Origin of the sequence: Lysinibacillus sp. FJAT-14222, assembly GCF_001278875.1 — a bacterium.
In the GTDB taxonomy this organism is placed as follows: Bacteria; Bacillota; Bacilli; order Bacillales_A; family Planococcaceae; genus Lysinibacillus; species Lysinibacillus agricola.
Genome location: NZ_LIYL01000059.1, coordinates 52,236 through 71,679, shown reverse-complemented (window position 1 = coordinate 71,679; position 19,444 = coordinate 52,236). Strand labels below are relative to the sequence as shown.

At 34.5% G+C, this 19,444-nt stretch carries 23 protein-coding genes, 3 pseudogenes and 1 other annotated feature; of the genes and pseudogenes, 10 read left to right on the top strand and 16 right to left on the bottom strand.

Going from position 1 to position 19,444, the window contains the following annotated elements:
• The first annotated feature begins 357 nt into the window (after positions 1-357).
• Positions 358-1,530, top strand: coding sequence for a multidrug effflux MFS transporter (locus AN161_RS24045; RefSeq protein WP_053596840.1), 1,173 nt, complete (start codon positions 358-360; stop codon positions 1,528-1,530).
• A 79-nt stretch (positions 1,531-1,609) separates the two neighbouring features.
• Here the strand turns inward: AN161_RS24045 and AN161_RS24040 are convergent, their stop codons facing one another.
• A complete protein-coding gene (locus tag AN161_RS24040) occupies positions 1,610-2,116 on the bottom strand; it encodes a hypothetical protein (protein WP_053596839.1) in 507 nt (168 codons plus the stop codon).
• A gap of 101 nt (positions 2,117-2,217) precedes the next feature.
• On the opposite strand from AN161_RS24040, the gene AN161_RS24035 reads away from it, so the two are divergent.
• On the top strand, positions 2,218-2,682 hold the full coding sequence (locus AN161_RS24035) for an NUDIX domain-containing protein (RefSeq protein WP_053596838.1): 465 nt from the start codon (positions 2,218-2,220) through the stop codon (positions 2,680-2,682).
• Positions 2,683-2,732: 50 nt separating this feature from the next.
• On the opposite strand, the gene AN161_RS24030 is transcribed toward AN161_RS24035, so the two are convergent.
• Positions 2,733-3,176 (bottom strand): GNAT family N-acetyltransferase, encoded by a 444-nt coding sequence (locus tag AN161_RS24030; RefSeq protein WP_075807343.1) that lies wholly within the window; start codon positions 3,174-3,176, stop codon positions 2,733-2,735.
• Positions 3,177-3,201: 25 nt separating this feature from the next.
• Positions 3,202-3,519, bottom strand: a complete 318-nt coding sequence (locus AN161_RS24025) for a MazG-like family protein (protein ID WP_053597026.1) — start codon at positions 3,517-3,519, stop codon at positions 3,202-3,204.
• Between the two features lie 150 nt (positions 3,520-3,669).
• On the opposite strand from AN161_RS24025, the gene AN161_RS24020 reads away from it, so the two are divergent.
• Both AN161_RS24020 and AN161_RS24015 read left to right on the top strand, forming a co-directional pair.
• Complete coding sequence (locus AN161_RS24020) at positions 3,670-4,245, top strand: TIGR00730 family Rossman fold protein (protein ID WP_053596837.1); 576 nt, start codon at positions 3,670-3,672, stop codon at positions 4,243-4,245.
• A gap of 246 nt (positions 4,246-4,491) precedes the next feature.
• A pseudogene (locus AN161_RS24015) lies at positions 4,492-4,796 on the top strand (purine-nucleoside phosphorylase); the annotation flags it as partial.
• A 174-nt stretch (positions 4,797-4,970) separates the two neighbouring features.
• Here AN161_RS24015 and AN161_RS24010 read toward each other — a convergent pair.
• Positions 4,971-5,636 (bottom strand): HAD-IIIA family hydrolase, encoded by a 666-nt coding sequence (locus tag AN161_RS24010; protein WP_053596836.1) that lies wholly within the window; start codon positions 5,634-5,636, stop codon positions 4,971-4,973.
• Positions 5,637-5,982: 346 nt separating this feature from the next.
• On the opposite strand from AN161_RS24010, the gene AN161_RS24005 reads away from it, so the two are divergent.
• Positions 5,983-7,134: a hypothetical protein gene (locus tag AN161_RS24005; RefSeq protein WP_053596835.1), complete on the top strand. Its 1,152-nt coding sequence runs from the start codon at positions 5,983-5,985 to the stop codon at positions 7,132-7,134.
• A gap of 186 nt (positions 7,135-7,320) precedes the next feature.
• Positions 7,321-7,494, top strand: a sequence feature (16S ribosomal RNA rRNA prediction is too short).
• Between the two features lie 78 nt (positions 7,495-7,572).
• A complete protein-coding gene (locus AN161_RS24000) occupies positions 7,573-7,884 on the top strand; it encodes an RNHCP domain-containing protein (protein WP_053596834.1) in 312 nt (103 codons plus the stop codon).
• Positions 7,885-7,962: 78 nt separating this feature from the next.
• Here the strand turns inward: AN161_RS24000 and AN161_RS23995 are convergent, their stop codons facing one another.
• On the bottom strand, positions 7,963-8,406 hold the full coding sequence (locus tag AN161_RS23995; RefSeq protein WP_053596833.1) for a hypothetical protein: 444 nt from the start codon (positions 8,404-8,406) through the stop codon (positions 7,963-7,965).
• 669 nt (positions 8,407-9,075) lie between these two features.
• Here AN161_RS23995 and AN161_RS23990 point away from each other — a divergent pair.
• Positions 9,076-9,321 carry a YkuS family protein gene (locus AN161_RS23990; RefSeq protein ID WP_053596832.1) on the top strand — a complete coding sequence of 82 codons (246 nt, stop codon included), beginning with the start codon at positions 9,076-9,078 and terminating at the stop codon, positions 9,319-9,321.
• Positions 9,322-9,402: 81 nt separating this feature from the next.
• Here AN161_RS23990 and AN161_RS27900 read toward each other — a convergent pair.
• Positions 9,403-9,635 (bottom strand): annotated as a pseudogene (locus tag AN161_RS27900) (CPCC family cysteine-rich protein).
• A 296-nt stretch (positions 9,636-9,931) separates the two neighbouring features.
• On the opposite strand from AN161_RS27900, the gene AN161_RS23985 reads away from it, so the two are divergent.
• Positions 9,932-10,855 (top strand): VanZ family protein, encoded by a 924-nt coding sequence (locus AN161_RS23985; protein WP_053596831.1) that lies wholly within the window; start codon positions 9,932-9,934, stop codon positions 10,853-10,855.
• A 316-nt stretch (positions 10,856-11,171) separates the two neighbouring features.
• Here the strand turns inward: AN161_RS23985 and AN161_RS23980 are convergent, their stop codons facing one another.
• Positions 11,172-11,399, bottom strand: coding sequence for a hypothetical protein (locus AN161_RS23980; protein WP_053596830.1), 228 nt, complete (start codon positions 11,397-11,399; stop codon positions 11,172-11,174).
• A 1,168-nt stretch (positions 11,400-12,567) separates the two neighbouring features.
• Positions 12,568-12,822 carry a hypothetical protein gene (locus tag AN161_RS23970; protein WP_053596828.1) on the bottom strand — a complete coding sequence of 85 codons (255 nt, stop codon included), beginning with the start codon at positions 12,820-12,822 and terminating at the stop codon, positions 12,568-12,570.
• A 108-nt stretch (positions 12,823-12,930) separates the two neighbouring features.
• Here AN161_RS23970 and AN161_RS29165 point away from each other — a divergent pair.
• Positions 12,931-13,045: pseudogene (locus AN161_RS29165) on the top strand (IS3 family transposase); the annotation flags it as partial.
• A 103-nt stretch (positions 13,046-13,148) separates the two neighbouring features.
• Here the strand turns inward: AN161_RS29165 and AN161_RS23965 are convergent.
• Together AN161_RS23965 and AN161_RS23960 are read right to left on the bottom strand one after the other, a co-directional pair.
• The gene (locus AN161_RS23965; protein ID WP_075807342.1) at positions 13,149-14,084 is read right to left on the bottom strand and encodes a PD-(D/E)XK nuclease family protein; all 936 of its coding nucleotides are present in this window, start codon (positions 14,082-14,084) and stop codon (positions 13,149-13,151) included.
• Positions 14,085-14,097: 13 nt separating this feature from the next.
• The gene (locus tag AN161_RS23960; protein WP_053596827.1) at positions 14,098-14,838 is read right to left on the bottom strand and encodes a sulfite exporter TauE/SafE family protein; all 741 of its coding nucleotides are present in this window, start codon (positions 14,836-14,838) and stop codon (positions 14,098-14,100) included.
• Positions 14,839-14,928: 90 nt separating this feature from the next.
• On the opposite strand from AN161_RS23960, the gene AN161_RS23955 reads away from it, so the two are divergent.
• Positions 14,929-15,426 carry a hypothetical protein gene (locus tag AN161_RS23955; protein WP_053596826.1) on the top strand — a complete coding sequence of 166 codons (498 nt, stop codon included), beginning with the start codon at positions 14,929-14,931 and terminating at the stop codon, positions 15,424-15,426.
• 102 nt (positions 15,427-15,528) lie between these two features.
• On the opposite strand, the gene AN161_RS23950 is transcribed toward AN161_RS23955, so the two are convergent.
• The 6 genes from AN161_RS23950 to AN161_RS23930 all read right to left on the bottom strand — a co-directional run bounded on the left by AN161_RS23950 (position 15,529) and on the right by AN161_RS23930 (position 19,163).
• A complete protein-coding gene (locus tag AN161_RS23950; RefSeq protein ID WP_053596825.1) occupies positions 15,529-16,389 on the bottom strand; it encodes a hypothetical protein in 861 nt (286 codons plus the stop codon).
• Positions 16,355-16,873, bottom strand: coding sequence for an RNA polymerase sigma factor (locus AN161_RS23945; protein WP_053596824.1), 519 nt, complete (start codon positions 16,871-16,873; stop codon positions 16,355-16,357). The genes AN161_RS23950 and AN161_RS23945 overlap by 35 nt, the downstream gene beginning before the upstream one ends.
• 121 nt (positions 16,874-16,994) lie before the next feature.
• Positions 16,995-17,618, bottom strand: coding sequence for a hypothetical protein (locus AN161_RS23940; RefSeq protein ID WP_053596823.1), 624 nt, complete (start codon positions 17,616-17,618; stop codon positions 16,995-16,997).
• Positions 17,619-17,626: 8 nt separating this feature from the next.
• Positions 17,627-17,794: a hypothetical protein gene (locus tag AN161_RS30380; protein WP_206743148.1), complete on the bottom strand. Its 168-nt coding sequence runs from the start codon at positions 17,792-17,794 to the stop codon at positions 17,627-17,629.
• Entirely contained in the window at positions 17,787-17,972 is a 186-nt protein-coding gene (locus AN161_RS23935; RefSeq protein ID WP_053596822.1) for a hypothetical protein, read from the bottom strand. Before AN161_RS23935 ends, AN161_RS30380 begins: the two co-directional genes overlap by 8 nt.
• Positions 17,973-18,554: 582 nt before the next feature.
• On the bottom strand, positions 18,555-19,163 hold the full coding sequence (locus AN161_RS23930; protein WP_053596821.1) for a CPBP family intramembrane glutamic endopeptidase: 609 nt from the start codon (positions 19,161-19,163) through the stop codon (positions 18,555-18,557).
• Positions 19,164-19,444 lie beyond the last annotated feature (281 nt).

The following is a 19,444-nucleotide window of genomic DNA, read 5'->3' as shown; positions in this document are numbered from 1 at the left end:
GGAGCGAAGCGGATGTTTTCTGTGCGAAAGCGTAGTGCTAACGTAGCGGCAACAACAATGTTTTAGCTGTGCGAAAGCGAAGCGTCAGCAACAAAGCGCCCAGCCGGAACGGAAATCAACCCCATGTTATGGTGATGAACCCAAAGTATGATAGTGGTAGAAAAGATTTCCGTATAAACCTTGTAAAAATAGTAAAAATCTTTATAATAGTAGGCAGACTATGCACTCCTACTTTAAGCATATTAGGTGATTGAACATGACATCTTATGAACGCATACTTATAATGGTCCCGCCGTTTCCCTAGCTACGTCTACTCTTTTCTAAAGAAGTAGATTTTGCTTGTAGGAGGGCAATAAGTTGAAAAAATATGTAGCACCATCTTTACTTTTAATGATTGTTCTTGTAGCTTTTCCACAGATTAGCGAGACAATCTATACACCATCTCTACCTGATATTTCAGATGCATTGAATGCTTCAAATAGCTCCGTACAGTTAACCTTAAGTGTCTACTTTATAGGGTTTGCAATTGGTGTCTTTTGTTGGGGATGGATTTCTGATTTTATTGGACGAAGACCGGCAATGTTGGGCGGTTTAATTATTTATGGTATTGGAAGTTTCATGTGTTTTTACGCGGAAACGATAACTTTTCTATTAGTTAGTAGATTTATACAAGCTTTTGGGGCAGCGACAGGCTCGATTATAACGCAGACGATTTTGCGGGAAAGTGTATCTGGCAGTAAAAGACATGCGATGTTCGCACAAATTTCTGCAGTGATTGCCTTTACCCCTGCAGTGGGGCCGCTTATTGGTGGCTGGGTCGATCAAGCACTTGGTTTTAGAGCTGTTTTCTTTGTGCTCGTTGCGATGAGTATTTTGTTGTTTATCTATGCTTATTTCAGACTTCCTGAAACAACAGATAAATCAACGAGAAAAAGAATTGCTATTTTCCCAGTTGCAAAACGTATTATTTCATCACCACGGGTTCTTGTCTTTGGATTGCTGATTGGTGGGATAAATGGCGTGTTATTCAGTTACTATGCTGAAGCTCCCTTTATCTTTATTGACCACTTCAATTTATCGCCTGGACTTTATGGATTTCTTGGCATAATTGTAGCTCTTGCCTCAATTATTGGTGCCATGATTTCAAAAAAACTTGTAAACAATTATCAGCCAGAAAAAGTTATTCATCTCGGTTGTATTGTTATGACAGTTGGAGCTTTATTACTACTAATCGTTAGTACTTTACCACTCTCTAATATCGTCTTACTAATAGGCATTTTAGTAACCATGTTTATTACGTTATTAGGATCAGGAATTGCTCTGCCAAACTGCTTAAGCCTTGCGCTTGTTAGCTTTCAAGATGTTATAGGAACGGCTGGCGCGATTTTCAGCTTAGGCTATTACTTACTCGTTAGCTTACTAACGTCAGGTATGAGTTTCCTGCATAATGGCTCATTAACGATAATGCCACTTTATTTCTTCATCCTAACGATGATAATGTTAATATTCGGAAGAAAGTTTATTGTTTAAATTATTGTAGCGGGAATAAATAATCAATAACGCTTCCTTTTTCAGCCACCCTATAATATCTAGTAGGGTGGCTTCATTTTTACTGAAAGTAGTAATTGACTACCTCATCTGCCGAATTAAAAATGGTATTATTCTGAGTTTTATAAATAAACTTTGGTGAAGTACAGGCTTTTTCGAGACTCCTTGCTTGCTTTAGCGTATCGGTCATTTGCTCGATTATCTCAGTATAGCCATCGAGATTATTGGAGATTTTCGGCATCATTGAATTCGAAATGTCTAAAACGATGGAAACTTGATCCTCCGCAAAATTATTTAAATTAATAAAAAAACACTCCTCCAAATCTTTCGAATGCTTGTCAACATTAATAACAGCTTCACTATATTTTGCGATTAGTCCAGTAGATGTTACTGTAATCGTAAAGCCTTGTTCGGTTAGTTTTTTATTAATGGCATCTAACAATTTATTGACTTCCGTATCCATTAAGGGCGTTACAGTTGTCTGTATTAATTGATCACAATTTTGATGAGTGGTATCAATTTCTGTCTGCTTATCAACAAGTAATTTAAAGTTTGATATCGAGTACACAATAAATCTCCCCTTTTTTATAAGTTTGACATTCGGGCGTTTTTTTAGTCATCTTTGAGCTATATATTTTTACAACAATAATCGAATTTAGGAGAGATTACATGCAAATAAGAAATTCTGTTAAAGCTTTAATAATAGAAGATGACAAAATTTTACTAACAAAAAATCAAGATGTAGAAGGCAATTTTTATCTTTGTCCTGGTGGCGGACAGGAACATGGAGAGACTTTTCACGCCACTTTATTAAGGGAATGCATAGAGGAGATTGGCTGTTCAGTTGAAATCGGAGAGCTACTTTTTATTCGTGAATATGTAGGGAAAAATCATGAGTATGCATCTTTTGACTTTAATGTTCATCAAGTAGAGTTTTATTTTGCTTGTCAGTTAATTCTAGGGGAAAAAACGAACTTTCAGCCAACAAATCCTGATAGTCATCAAATTGGATTAGAATGGGTGACGATTAAAGACTTATCTAGCTTTCGACTTTATCCAAAAGAATTAAAAAAGTACCTCCAGCAATATTGTAGCGGTCAAGTAACTCCCATCTATTTAGGAGATATAAATTAATAAATGGTAAAAGGCTGTCGCAACGAAATATTGTGACAGCCTCTCTTAATTTAAACTAAATGTTTTACCATTGTATAATAGCTACTTCCAGGAGGATAATCTTTTATTTCGCCTACAACCTGATAGCCCCTAGTTTCATAAAACGTACGTGCTTGAAAGTCATATGTAGTTAGCAGTGCCTTCGTAGCTCCCATTTGCGTGGCCGTTTCTTCAGCTTTCGCCAGTAGCTGTCCCCCAATGCCTTTTCCACGATATTCTTCACTAAACCAAAACTTATTGATTTCCATCCACCCCCAATAAACTTCGGCAGTGATACCGCCAATCCATTGTTGTTGATGATCTGTAACGATCAAGTTTAACGGACGTATGGAGCCTTTTTGTCGAGCTTCTTTATGGTAGGGTGAATTTTCATCATTGTACTCTTTTAGATTTGTATTTAAAAACGTAGTAAAGTCATCATGCTTTTCTAATAAAACTTCTACTTGATAATCCATATGAATCCCCTTTCCATTTGCATTTTTATGCTTTATAACGCTCCATTAGCTTTTCCTGATGAGATGAAAAAATTTCTTCTAGTGAAATATCATATTTATTGGCTATAGCAATAATATTCCCTAAAACATCTCCAAGCTCCTCCACTAATTCTTGCTTATTTTCTTCATAGGATTGAATCTTTTCATCTGGTCGATTCCTACCAATTTCCAACGCTCGTATAGCTCTTGCTACTTCCCCAGTTTCTTCAGCAAGGAAGCCTATGCGCGTAAAAATACTTAAATCAGACCAACCGCGTGTATCGTAATAATCTTTCACCCATTTTTGAAACTCATTTAATTCCATTTCCTCTTCCTCCATTTCTTTCCTCTTGAAATTAAATTATACTATAAAAGTGAAACTTGAATCAGTGGGGTTTTTTTATCCTCCACTTAATTATTAAAGTTCACTGATCGTTAATGCGGAAAGAAACTTATCAGATATGGAGGAACGATTATGGATAGTATTGCAGTATTTTGCGGATCAAGCATCGGTGCTTCTGAGGCATATAAAGAAGGAGCTATTCTTCTAGGAAAAGAATTAGCAAAACGGAATATTACCTTAATTTATGGTGGAGCCAGTGTAGGTGTAATGGGAACAGTCGCAGATACGGTTCTTAGTGAAGGTGGCAAGGTGATTGGAGTAATTCCGACGTTATTAGAGGAACGTGAAATTTCTCATAAGCATTTAACAGAGCTCATTGTCGTCAATTCTATGCATGAACGCAAAAGCAAAATGATGGAACTAGCTGACGGATTTATTGCTTTACCTGGAGGACCTGGTACGTTAGAAGAATTATTTGAAGTATTCACATGGAATCAAATCGGCCTTCTACAAAAGCCTTGTGGTATTTTAAATATCAATCATTATTATGATTTACTCATTGGGTTATTTGACCATATGCAAAACGAACAATTTTTACAAGCCCAATCTAGAAATGCACTACTTGTAGATAAAGACGTTGCGGCACTATTAGACAAATGTGCAGCTTATGTTCCTCCTGCAGTTAAAACATATCAAACAAATAAATGAAATAAAGACTTCTTAAACCATGGAATTATAGGATATTGTATGGGTTTTAATAAAAATTCATTACTGTCTTACATACTTAAAAACAGCTGAACATATGCATTCAGCTGTTTTTCATGTTGTTGATAATTTTATACTACTCTCATAACTTTCTTGTTATTTCTCCAGACTTTATAATAATTGTGACATATTTTGCTTGACCACCGTCTATGTGGTTTTCCATCTGCGACACATCCATATCTGTCTCAAGCTAAAGAACAAAACGTTAACTTACAAGAAGGTGTTTATGCTTGGTGGAGTGGACCTGCATACGAAACTCCAGCTGAAATTCGTATGATACGTACATTAGGTGCAGATGCTGTAGGGATGTCAACAGTACCGGAAGCTATTGTAGCAACTCATGGAAATATGAAAGTGCTAGGCATTTCTTGTTTAACAAATATGGCTTGTGGAATTTTAGATCCGCCATTAAGCATGATGAAGTCATTGAAGTCGCAGCTTTAGCAAGAGAGAAATTTATCAAATTAGTAAAAGAAACAATTGCAAGAATGTAGATCTTATATTTTTATGGTTCATCACCAAAGGTTAAAACGTTTGTCATGAATAGAAGTTGATTGGAGTGGAGGCTGGACGACTACTTGGGGTTCACGGCTCATCGGACGCCCCCACGAAACATGGTTTGTGCTACCAGTGGGGGGTTCTTCATCCCCCACTTTGTACTATTATTTTCATGTCTTTTGCAAAACCTTTAAAATATCTTGAATTTCTATTAAATTATCAATGTTGTAATCCGCTTCAACTTTTTGCCATGCATCATTTCTTTTCCAAATAGCCATCATCCCTACTTTTTTAGCAGCTTCCACATCATTAAAAGGATGGTCCCCAATGTACATACTTTCATTTGCAAACACCCCTAGTTTGGATAGTGCACGATGAAATATTTCTGCATTCGGCTTTTTGATGCCTTCACATTCAGAGATAAGAATCACGTCAAAGTCCTCTTCAATCCTTAACGCTCGTATATTATCTAATTGAAATTGCCCATAACCATTTGTTATCATGCCAAGTTTTAAACCTTGCTTTTTCAAAATGTGCAGCATGCTATGCAAGTTTTCAAATGGAACACAATGTTGCTTAAATTCCTGTACATAATCCTCTAACATTGCTTCTGAAGATAACTCAATAGAAAAATCTTCGACCATTTGCTTATAGACTATATCTTTCCATACATAGCCTCGATTATCTAACTCAATAAAGCGATGAACATATGTCTCTTTTAAAATATGTGATAGTTTTGTCTTTAATCGTTCATATTGCTCTTCAATAAATAAACGAACAGAACGATCACGATCTAACAATGTTCCATCTAAATCAAATATTACTGCTTTTATCAATGTCATTTATCCCCTTTCATTTCACCTCTTTACGTTTTTTCACTGTCACTATTGCAATAATAACCATTTTGTTAATACTTCAGCTATTCCCACGTTGTCACCACCTGTCAAATTTAAATGTAAAATCTTTACAATAAATTCCTGAACTTCGTCATAATCCTGACTTTATGATAAGTCTTTGCTTAAATTAAACTGCTTAAACTTTTGTTGTTATACGTCAATTAAAACACTATACATAGAATGTTTTAAACTTTTTAACTTTTTAAAAAAACAATGAACCTTTTCAATTGGTAATCCGTCTAAATATTGGAAACATCAAATTCCAGTCAAAAAAGGAGAAATGATAATGAAAAAACCGATTAAAAAAACTTGGATGATTGCTTCAGCACTAACAATAGGAATGGCTGTTCTGACGCCACTTCAAGCAGGTGCTACATCAGTAGAACCAACAAATAATATTAATGTTCAAATTGAACAACAAATTACAGGAACGATTAAAGACATCTACGGAGATGGAATGAACCTTAAAGGAAGAGATGGTAAAAATTATTTTATCAGTTTCTATAAATTTTCTGAAGAACAACTAGAAAAAATGAACTTAGTAGAAGGACAGGAAATTACTGTAGAAGGTAGTGTAGTAGAGGATTATTCAGACTTCTTTACATTTGAAGTTTATAAAAGGTACTTGCCTAAAGAGGTAACAAATGAAGATCTAACAAAATTAGAAAAATTGTTTAATGAAATGAAGAAGATACAAAAAGAAATGACAAATGAAGAAAAGTTTACAGATAAAGAATTAGAAAAGAAATTTGAGGAAATTAATAAAATTTATGAAGAAATGTATACAATTACAAAGCCATATATTTTAGCTAATTGGCAGCCTCAAACATTCGAAGAATATTTAGGAGATTACGGATTTAGCGAAAATAATATAATTATTGCAGAAAATGATAAAAAAGAGCTTAAAGCCATTTATGAAGAATGGGTAAAGCTTGAAAAAGATGGTCAAGAGGAAAAGGCTAACGAAAAATATGATGAATTTTATCAATTACTTCAACCATATTTTGATGAACTTTATCCGCCTCTAACATTTGAAGAATACATCGAAGGCATGGAGTTTGATATCCCTGCTGAAACTTTAACAAAACTAAAAAATATTTATGAGGATGCCCGAAAAGCAGAAAAAGATGACAATTCTGAGTTGATTGAAAAACTATGGGAGGAATTCCATGACATCCTTGATCAGTTCATAAAGCCTCAAACATTCGAGGAATACATGGTTGATTTCGAATTCGAAGTTAGTGAGGCAGATCAGAAGCAATTAAAACAGCTTTATGAAGAAATCTTAAAGCTTGATAAAAAAGAAGATCAAGAAAAAGCTGATGAAAAATGGGAGGCATTTTACAATATTTTAGACCCATATTTTACAGCCAATAGAGAGATTCTATTCTCCGCTTCTAAAGTAATAATGAACGGCCAAGATTATCTTCCACAATAAGTAAAAGAAATCGGGGTGTCTCAAAAGTCATGGAAAATGATTTTGAGATTTCCCCTTTCATTGACTTCAATTAATTTGGTAACCTTTAAATGAATATAATAAATGCTTATAATAAGGGGTGAATGAATTGACGTTTTATCTATTCAAATTACTTGCTCGTTAGGGGACGAATGCCTAAGTCAGTGATTATAGGAGAACACCTACTAGTGGAAGATGGAGCTGTCCGTCTTACAGTGGTTGACACAAATCCATAAAATCAATCGTGGTCCGGATCAAAGGATGAAATAAGTCTTTGTGAAGTAGGAACTAGAAGTAATCGTTTTGAAGAGCAAGACGGTGAATTGGTACATTCCCTATAAAAGCCTGATACTACAATTGTAGAAAAAGAAAACGGAACCCTTTCTCCAAAGATGAAATAATATCTTGGAGGAAGAGCAAATGAGTAGAAAAAATGAAAATACAGCATTTCAATGTGAAAATTGTGGTACGATGGTTGATCCCTTAACCAATGGAAGTTTCCGAAATCATTGTCCAAATTGTTTATTTTCAAAACATATGGATAATATCCCAGGAGACAGAGCAAGTACTTGTCAAAGTTTAATGAGACCAATCGGAATCGATTATACTGGAAAAAAAGGCTTTCAACTTATCAATCAATGTACCAAATGTCAAAAGATTAGTCGCAATAAAATAGCTGTTGATTCCATTCAAGAAGATCAAATTATCCAATTTATGAAATCAATAATTTAGTAAAATATTTGTATAGACACATTGGAGATTAACCTCAATGTGTCTTTTATTATTGGGAAGTGAGTAAAAATAGAACAGTTATTTTACTTCTATAGCAAAAATATAAGAAGCACTTCCTTTGTCCCATCTACCAGAAATACTATATATAAGTCCCCTTCTCTTTTGGTGCAGTAAAAACATTACATTACCTTCTACTTTTACTTGTTTACTCTCACCTAAATTTTCTATTTCAACTTCTATTTCATCAATAGGCTGTTTTTTAAAATTGATTTTTATTGCACTTTGAGGGGATACTGGAAATGGAACAATTTTATTATTAGCAATAATTTCTGTTGGTGGAATTTTATCAACACACTCCACCTCTATCAATTTTTCCCAACAATATGTACCTTGTAGTATTGGTATATTTTCACTTTCCGACATTACAATTGGCTTTGATGGCCCAGCATTAAGTAACATAATAATCCATACAAATGCGAAAATAAATAAAATACTTATTATTTTCATCTTCAGACTACCCATATATTATCCCTCCTAACAACATTCATAATTACTAAATACAATTTCGCTGGAATGGAAAATGCGTTATCTTGCGCACCATTTTGTTATTAATATTGGATCAACACCATAACGTGTAGTTGATTTCCGTTCCGACTGGGCGCTTTCCCGGGGGCGTCCAGCCTCCGCCTCCACTCCAATCAACTTATATATATGGTATACGTTTAACAAATGTCATCTATAACTTTTGGTGATGAGCCTTAATACTATATGGGGATTTTTTTGTATGATTATTAATAAATTCATACGCTCAATTGATTAGAACCGTGCATAAAAATTAGATACATTAAAAAATTGGTATTAAAAATTCAATTTCACGTCATTTATATTATTATAGGCGTGTGTTGATTAGGAAAAAATAGGTTTATTATGGAGCGATAAAAGGGTTTTTGTTGCTATTTTGCTAATATATTCCTATTTTAACTGATTGTAGCGTAGGGCTACTCGACTCCCGCAGGAAAACGAGTAGCCCGTAGCGGAAACAGCCTCTTTGAATTAATTCGAGTGTATAAAAATGGTTAATCACCATACCTGATATTATTAGTTTCTATTTTGGTTATATAATAAAAAAGCGAAAGAAGTGAATAATTAGCAATCTTATATGACACATTACATATAGGAGGTGGAAGAATAATGTCTAGAATAATTGGTGTGGAACAAACATTAACAAACGTTGAGGACGCTTTAAAAGCAAAAGGTTATGAAGTTATTCAGCTTCGTACTGAAGAAGATGCAAAAAAATGTGATGCCTGTGTAATCACTGGGCAAGACAGAGATATTATGGGAATTAGCGATCCTATCATGGCAGGACCTATTATTGACGCTGATGGTCTTTCTGCTGACGAAGTACTTCAACGTGTCGATAAATATTTCCACTAATAAATGACTAGGTGCTGTCGCTATAGCTTTGTTGACTATAGAGCAGCACCTTTTAATATTTATGTGATTATAGAATGCTCATTAATAAATTCGCCAATTCACGTCTTTTATATCTTCTTTGTTTGGTTGTCTTACAAATTTTACGTACTCTTTTTCGCAAGCCCCAAATGAAAGAAATTGTTGTGCTTGTTTTAAGGATACCTCATTTGCACCACCTCTATAATCTGGATCACTAAATTGAATCCTATCATCTTCCCAGAAGCAAATCTTACAAATTTTATATGTATCTGGCGTTCCTCATCAATGCTTGTAATGAATCACCAACGATAACTTTGATACGCCTTTGATGACTTAGATACATACAACATATTTACCAATAATCAGTTACCCTTTCATCATTTCACTTATTTTCTTGTTGAATCACAATTCTTCCCCCTACTACACAATCCATTGTCACTCCTCTAAAAAAGAAATTTTAATACTGCAAATTCTTAAGAAATCTTCATAAATACCCTCAATAATTATTAATGATTTCCATTTACAATAATGATAAAGCCACAGGATTCTAGTAGTTCGCAAATGACAAGAGGAATCGGTGAGGAGATAAAATATGAAAAAACGAAATGTAATTTTGATGATTACTATACTATACACAGGTCTGATCTTATACTTCATGTTCTTAGGCTTTAATCGTCTAGACCGATACGAAGATTACAAAAGCTACGGCTACGAATTTCTGTTCATCCCATCAGGCGTTCCTCTGAATTTTCCTAGATTTACGTTTTCTTGGTTGTACGATTTTGGAAATATAGCAGCATTTATCCCCTTAGGTATTCTGTTTCCTTTACTTTATCAAGTTGATTATAAAAAATTTATAGGATGGTTCATGATCGTGATTTTTGGATTGGAAACGATTCAATCATTAGTACATCTCGGTACTTTTGATGTAAATGATGTTATTTCTAATACTATAGGTGCAACAATAGGATATGTTGTATACAAAGTTGGATTCACTTCAAACTTGACTTTAAAAAAACTCATTGCTTCGTCCTTATCTGCCATTATACTGTTAGTTTGCGTGATGATTGTCTCTGAAGTTTTAGATAAACGAGTAAGTCCTATACAACCCTTGCATGCTATTAAAGAAATAACAGGAGCTAAACCACTAACAAACGATGTACCGACCTTCACTGTAGCTGGTAATAAAATTGAACCTCAATTCAATTTATATAGTAATGAAGGAAATACTACCAAGACCTACACATATCCTATTGAGGATAAAGAAGAGCTAACATTGTTTCTAAACTTAGGCATTCCAGATCATGAGGAATTCAAAGGAGAAATAGCAATAATTACGGATGGAAATGTAATTTTCCAAAAAAATGAAGAGGATTTGAAAGAATCAGAAACAATAGAAATAATGCCATTGGAAATTCCGTTATATTACGAAGCCAAAAAAATGACCATTATGATCACAGGTAATATAATGCTATGGGATGTAGGCTTCACAGAACTGAAGCATTGGTGGGAATAGAGTGATTCATTTCGTCATTGGAGTAATTGCATCTTTCTAAACAATGCAGAAGAATGCTCTTATTTATACCATTCTGGACGTTCTCTTACGTTTCATAAACAAAGTGAAGCTTTGGCTCAAAATTAATTGAGTACTTGGGCTTCACTTTGTTTATTGTATATTTTTTATTTCAATGTTGTTGAATCGTAAAAAACTTCGTGACAACTAACTTTAAAAGATACTGAATTTCACATATCAATCGAGAATCCGAAAAGGTGCGCTTTTTTTATAATTCGGGCTTACCACCTTGTTAGAAGTTGTGACTTTATACATTAGATTAATCAAATTCTAAAATATTTTGTTCTACTACTACCTTATAAACATCTATAGTACTAATTAGAATCGATTTAAAATTTTCTGTTTCAATAAATGAATACCAAGACTTCTCATTGAACCTATTAGAAATTTCTTCTGTAAATGTTTCTTGTTCAATATTCGTCTTGATTTTATATTCTTCTTCACGATCTTCGTCAAAGTAAAACTTCATTGTATATTCATACTCCATAAGTCAACACCTCCCATCTATCTATATAATGGATTGGAATGACAAGAAATATGAGCATAATAAAAAGCCACACCTAGTTAGGTATGACATTTTATAAGTAAGCTTTAACTTTTGGCTCACTCGCTCCATTTTCAGATTCAATACTGCTCACACAATACTTTAAAATACACGCTCATTCTTCTTCCCAATTAACAGACATACCTCTCCAAAAGCCAATGTATATTGTTGAAGGTTTTCCATTGGGTTAGTAGAATTTTTCTCCAGAACAAATTTTATAAGTATTTCTTTGCCTCTGCTTTGTTAAATAGCGCTTACTGCACATTACTCAGTATTTAAGGGCTCAATATAAAAATACTTTTATAAAGTAAATAATTAAACTGACAGCAACAACCGTATTGATCACCAACGCGATCTTATATTGAAACCTAATTTTAAATAAAGACACCAGTATATTATGAAGAAGTAAATATATTGTTAATACAACAAAATGCATGATAGAAAACACGAAACTCATTATGACTAAAGAAAAACGACTCAAATCTCCTGGAAAACTATCTGCGGCTGTAAAACGTATACTGCCCACAAAAAGTACAGTTATCCATTGCATATAGTAGGTTAAGATAAACACTATTAAAAAATAAACTACATAAGATAAATATTGAAAAAATGACTTAATATCCATTTCACACTCCTTAACTAAACGAGAGTAATTGAACTCTGATTTCTATGTATGATTAATTACAATAACGGTATTACTAATTGATTTGTTGCACATTTCTCCAAATGTTCCAATCCAATTTTTTGTTCCCTGCTAACTGATCCTCATGTAAGTATTCAACGGCAACGGCCTTCTTGATTGCAAACACCTCAAAAATGTTCTGTTCTAACATTCTGATAATATCAATAGTTGATATATTTTCAATCAGTTTATCAGTTTATTTATAAAGTTCCATATTCCATTGTTCCAATTTATATACACCATTTTTATGTGGGGGATAGCTAAATTGTAAATTTCGTCAATCGTCTTGCTTATTGAGATTTTTCTTATACCTTCGCTCTAATCAAAACATAAAAAAAACATGAGAAATATGAGAAACATCGTGCCCATCTCGGGTGCATTCTATTGCGCATAATAAAAACACCCACATTGCGGGTATTAAATCAATCTTCATTTATTAAAACTATTTTCTGCTTCATTAGCCGTGAACAATGATTCTTTTGCCACTTGCTTTAGTTCACACTCATTTTCCTCATAATAAAGATTAAAATACTGCACTGCTTCTTCGTCTTCCATTATTTCGTTGTATATTTCAAGATTTTTTTGTAAATAACAATTAATTTTTTCTTGAGCAGCTATCGTTAGAAGACTTGCTGAAGTTAATTTTAGCAATAATTCATCATTCTTTTTTATTATAGTCCCCATTCTAATCCACTCCTTAACTATATTCTCACTTAAGTGGATCTGCAATATTTTTTATCCCTAGCCTTGTAATCACAATGGATGCCGATGTTGGAATACCATTTAATTTTATTTGAAGAAAAAAAGAAAGTAATTAAGAGTTATATGATTTATTATAATCATTATCGAGGGCAATGGAATTTAAAAAAAGCTACCGCCTGTAAAATACAGACAGCCGCTTCAATAAGTTTCCCAACCTTTTTTAAATGTCCTTTACAAAGGGTACATTTTATATTTTTGATGACTTAATTTAATTGATCACTTTTTGGTCACTCGCTCCATTTTCAGATTCAATTCTGCACACATAATTCTTTAAAATTACATCCTTTGCAGTGCCATTTTTCAGTTGTTTGCTCAAAATCCTCAAAGTCCACTGGTTCATTGGAGAATATATCAGCCTGATATTTTTTCATTTCTAGTACACTTCGCTGAAACGTATGTAAAATATTGTCCATATCAAATGCTGTAAAGGCGTATTTTTTCCGTTTACCCGTCAATAAATATTCATTATAAACATCAATCTGGTCAAGCGATACTCGATATTTCTGCTGAATATAGTAAGCATAGAGCGCTAATTGCTGGCGATCATCATCGGACTCTCCTCCTGTTTTCCAGTCGATAATAATCCACTTGTCTGCTATCTCATCATAATAATGAAAATCCATTACGACGAAAACTTGTATCCCCTCGATTTTCATAGAACGAAATTGTTCAGGCTCTCCGATTCGTAAGGAGCCTTTTTGCGCGGTAATTTGCTGGAACGTTTCACTATTAAGAAAGTTGTCAAACACAGCCGACATGCGCTCCTTATAGTCCTGTACAAGTTCAGGATTCAACTTCCCTTCGTAATAAATTTCTTGCATCATATAAAATTTATTAGGCTTATGTCTCCATAAATCTACATGTCGTGTAGAATCGATAAAAGCGGCATTAAGCTGGCCACGCGCACGATTTACAAGTTCAGCAACAGTCGGCGCCTTGCCAGTTTGTAAATAATCATTGATTGATTGCTCTATTAAATGATGGACGATTTGCCCAAATAAAATCGGCATGGATTGTAGCTTTTTTAAACGATAGACATGTTGATGATATGGCTCCACATTGTAACTTAGCCAGCCATTATGAGAAAAATAATATTCATAGCCATACTTCCGTGCACAGCTTGTTAACGTTTTATGACGTGACAGTGACCACGAAAAAGATGGATACGGTGTGATTTCAAACATGATTATCGCCTCCTTATAACTGTTTGATAAAATCGTAACCGAGCTGTACGATCAGCACAATTGTTACAATACGCAGCAATAGCTTTACTTGATTCGCCTTAACTTTAGTGGCAAGGATAATCCCTATTTGTGCGCCGATTACAGAACCAACCATTAATACGATTGTCAACGGCCAATCAATTTTACCTGTAGCAATATACGTAATCGCAGCTCCTAAGCACATCGCAAAAACACCTACACGCGACAGACCAACAGCTTTCATATAAGAAATTTTCTCATGTGCATATGTAAAAAGTGCCAGCGTACTGCTACCAGGGCCGAACATTCCGTCATAAAAACCGACACCGAGAAGGATTGGACCGTTTTTGCGATTCATCGTAAAGCTTTCTTTATCTCCAAATTCAGCGCCACCAATAAAGGACATAATAAGGGCAAAGCCTAATAAGATAATAGCGATAAGCGTTAATGTTTGACCGCTCATAAACGATGCAAACAGACCCCCAAGTGTACCACCGACTAAGGAAACAAGTAATACTGAACGCATTTCTGACCATAATAATTCTTTTCTTTTATAGATTGTGTAAAAGCTTGAAAAGGCACTGACCATATTTGAAACCTTATTCGCACCTATCGCTGAATGAACCGGTACCCCCATTAACATCATGGTCGGTAATGTTATTAACCCGCCACCTCCAACTAAAGTGCCAATGATGTTGCCAATGATGCCAATTAGTAAAAACAACAAGTATTCCATCTAACCCTTCTTTCTATGCCACACATGATGGTATTCTTATGATACAGTATAACAGACTGCACTTTTTTAATTTAAATATGAGGTGAACAAATGCTAGAACAACAAAAAACACCTACACCACGCTTTTGTAAATCGCTAACGCTTATTGTCGCGACTATTTTTTTAGCTGGCATTACGGCAACACTGATCCAATACAATAAGCTCCCCGCTTCTATACCGGTTTTGCAAAGCTTTAAGAGTGAACATGCGCAATTTGGCCCGAAAATCACCATTTTTTATTTACCATTCATTGCCTTAATGCTATTTTTGCTTTTACAATACTTAGAGATGAGAGCAGCTTATCCTATCTTACGAAAAAATAAGCCTACCTTATCTCATATACAGCGACAAAATGGTATTATTACCTTTTGTCTCATCAAAAATAGTATACTACTGTACTTTACATATTCACTATTCAATGATTTAACAGTTGCTTTAGGCCATGAGCGTATTTTACAGCAGTGGCATGCTTATGTATTTCTATTTGTACTAAGCACAATATTTATTATGGGGATCGTGCGTGGCATTTTATTGAACAAAAAGGGATAAGGTACAACTCGCCTCCATACTGCGTTGATAAATAATTAAAACCACCCTATACCTTCGCAATTGTCTCTTTTGTGAAAGTAAAGGTGGTTTTATTTAAATCAGTTAATAAAGCATAATAATTAAAACCAGTGTTGCACTAATAATACTTATTTTTATTGTTTCTACTTTATATATGGAATATGTCTGTACATCTCGTTTTATAGAATGCCAAATAATGACACCATATAAAAACGCAAACGTAATCATTAATGGCTTATACAATGGACCGACCCAAGTTGCCCACGCAAATACGCTAGAAACCATTGCAAGCACAAGTACTAACAGCCACCACATACGCTTAGATGGTTTAGATCCTTGTAGATTATGACGTTTATAATAGTTCATAGAGAATATATTTACAGCTACCACGATAAGTGGAAGGATAAATATCCAGGGTGTTGCTTTTGCAGAGTATAATGTCTGAAATACTTTATCATATATCTCTGATTTCCCAACAAAAAACTGGCCAGAATCAACATTTAACATGCCTGTATCTGAAATCTGATAGCGCTCTTCCTGACGATCTCTAACAACGACTACATCTGTAATATGGTTACCTAACTTTCCATCTGCCTCTTCAACATACTGTGTTAAGTCTTTAAAAAAGTTATAAATTATTGTATCTTCAACCTTTTCCGTAGATATATATAAACTCGAACTTCTCGCAAAAAATTTCCCTTCTTTTCCTCCGAAATGCTTATATATTGCTTGGATGGATTGGCCAGCAGTTTGAGGAGGTGAAGAATTTTGTGGTGTCATAATAAAAAATAGAGCAATCATGGCAATCGTTAATAGTAGAACACTCTCTTTCCATAGCGGTAAGTCTTTTTTCCTCTTATGATGAATGCGTTCATAAATACGGGTTTTTACAGCACGATCCTCCGGTAAATTATTGAGTTTCTTCAGTCGATTGTTTAAATCCAAATTCATCACCTCCAAGTACTTTTTCCAAAGCCTTCATAGCATTTCGCTGAGTATTCGCTATTTTCACAGTAGACCATCCTAAAATTTCACTAGTTTCGGCTAAACTTAACTCCTCAATTTTTCTATAAATAAGAACCTCTCGATATTCAGGCTTTAATAATTGAATTGCTTCATATAATAGTCGTCGATCCTCAGACTGCATAATCCAATCATGTGGAACATATTGCGTCTCCCGTTTTTCATGTTCTTTTTGAAATGGCAACCATTTAATAAGTGCTTTTCTTCTATAGGTGTCATAGACTAGGTTTCGTGCAATTCTCCTTATGTATGTGCCTATAGCAGCTTCGTTTCTAAATTGTCCGTTATATACCCGAATAAATGTTTCCTGTGTTAAATCCTCCGCTAAGTTTGGATCCGAGACCATATAATAAATAAATTGATAAATGCGCTGAAAATATTGTTCATAAAGCTCATCAAACTCCATCTTCTCACCTCTCTTACTTTATTAGACGAATGAGTAAACAAGATTTGTATGTTTAATGTGAATTTTCTATGCTAAAAAATAAGCTACTTGACACCAATTAGCATCAAGTAGCCTATATTTTTTACAGATCCGTTTTCATCTGTTCAAAGGTATGTATTAACACATATTTTTGTACGCCGCGCGCAAAGTCGATGCTTTCTTTCTGATACTGATTAAACGCGGCTTCATTCTTCATGGTAGAAGCATAAACCGCTTCAATCGCTGGTTGCATCCACGGCTTCGTAAGCTGATCGCTTCGCATATCTGTTGTCCGTCCCTCAAGTGCAGCGATATAACATTTTGCATAGCTAGTTAATAGCTCTTTATTTATTTTATTAGCCGCATCCTTTGCTTCCTCTAAATTCTCTTCCATTATGACCTTGATAAATTTATAGTTATACTTTATAGCTGGCTGCTTATACTTTACAATTGCTGTTTCTAATGAGTGTATCTGGTCTTCCTTTGTACCATAAGCAACTGCATATAGATAGGAAAAAAAAGGATGCTTCTTGCGATCTTTTACTAACTTATCCACCAATTTCATATTATTAGTCCAGAATACAATATGTATATGTCTATAAATCATTGCGATGGCGATAAGGATAAAAATGCCGAGTGAAATGGATGGGCGAACCCCAGCTAGTGATAGTAATAGTGCCAATATAAATATAACCAAATAAAATAGGGTTAATTTTATAATTTTCATAATTCCTCTTACTGTAGTTTCCTTCGCATTTTTCGAGAAAAAATAAAGCCTGCTCCAAGGAAGAATAAAAGTGCCATAAACTTCATGAGAGGAATAATAAATAACTTGCTAATCAGGAAAATAACAAGGATATAATAGACCACCATTGCCAGTAAAAATAATGTCAGTTTATTCACTGTGCTTCCTACTTTCATTCAGCGCTGCTTCAATGGCTGCTAACGCTTTCGGTCCCATCCCGTGTAAATTTTTTAACGTTGATAAATCAACCTTTTCCAATTGCTCTATTTGTGTATACCCTGCCGCATTCAATGCACGTATAGCAGGCTTCGCTACTCCCTTTGGCCATTCCGTCATTTATGCTCGTCCCTTCCTTTTTCGTCTATTCAGGATCTCTATTCCTATAATACCTAATCAATTATGCCTCGGCATAATTGCGTCCGGAATCGGCTTTGTGCTTGCACAAAGAACTCCTTTCCGATTTCCGTGACATCCGCCGGAGGCTTTAACTTATTTCAGCGGATGTTTGGACACCCGTTGAAAAGTAACTTAAACCCGCATTCATCTCACCACCTATTGAGGTGTAAGACTTCTGCTGAAAGAAGTTAATAGTATAGCTAGTGAGGCGACATGATAATCAACGAAAAAAGTCGTAAATGCTATATTATAATCACGGCATATTGCGGTGTTAATACGCCCTCCGAATCAATTATGCCTCGGCATAATTGCGTCCTGAATCGGCTTTGTGCTTGCACAAAGAACTCCTTTCCGATTCTGTGACATCCGCCGGAGGCTTTAACTTCTTTCAGACGCTGAAAGAAGTTAATATAAAACCGATAATCAAGCATCCTTTTACTACCTGCTCGATGAGTTGCATTTCTACCACCTCTCTGCTTTATTATGCAATCGAACATAATGAAATGCAAATGGGCTAGTTCTTTAGAGTAGATTAAACATCGCCATTAAGGAAGCGAATAGATTGCCAATGCCGTGTATGCCCCAGCTTGTTATGATAGAGCCATTGGATTTTCGTTCATTGATCCACCCCATTAAATAACCTGCAAAACCGGTTGCTAAAACAACTAACACTACAACACCGAAAGGAATATAAGAAAAGAACATCCATCCATGTACAATACCAAATAGTAAGCTTTGTAGGATATTTCCCGTTTGAAAACCAAACTTATGCATGAATCTTTTCAGTAAAAAGCCTCTAAAAAACAGCTCCTCTGATAATCCTGTTTGTACAATAGCATGGAAAAGTGCTGATATGATTGCTGAAAAACCAAGCCCTGTAAAACGATTTGTCGCTAAGATTGAACTGTCTAGGTAGAAATAGCTAATTGTAAAAAGTGGTCCGAATAATAAAACAAAAATGACTAAAAACCATACAACATAATTACCTTTGTTTTCAATGACAGGCTTTCGAAGGCCGAGCCATGCTAAAAATGATTGTTTCTTTTTTGCTGAGAAAAACCACCAAATAAACGGTATTACTGAAAATAAAATGACTTGAATAATTGCATCTATTGCACTTTGCAAAACCATAATTTTTCCCCCTGTTCATAATGTTTTACATGAAGAATAACAAGCGATATTGAAAAGTACTTCTCGGAAATCATTGTTAGGAACTACGTTATCCGATTTTCAATATTTTGCCCTTCTTCCTGTTAAGCATATTAAATAGCAGAGTTAAAATCAAGTTAAATTTAACGATAATCATTAAATAATTATCTTTTATAACTAAAAATTAAATGTTAATCAGTATTTACTCATAAAAATACGACTAGAAAAAAACTAGTCGCTTTCAATCCGGATTTCTCTCTTTT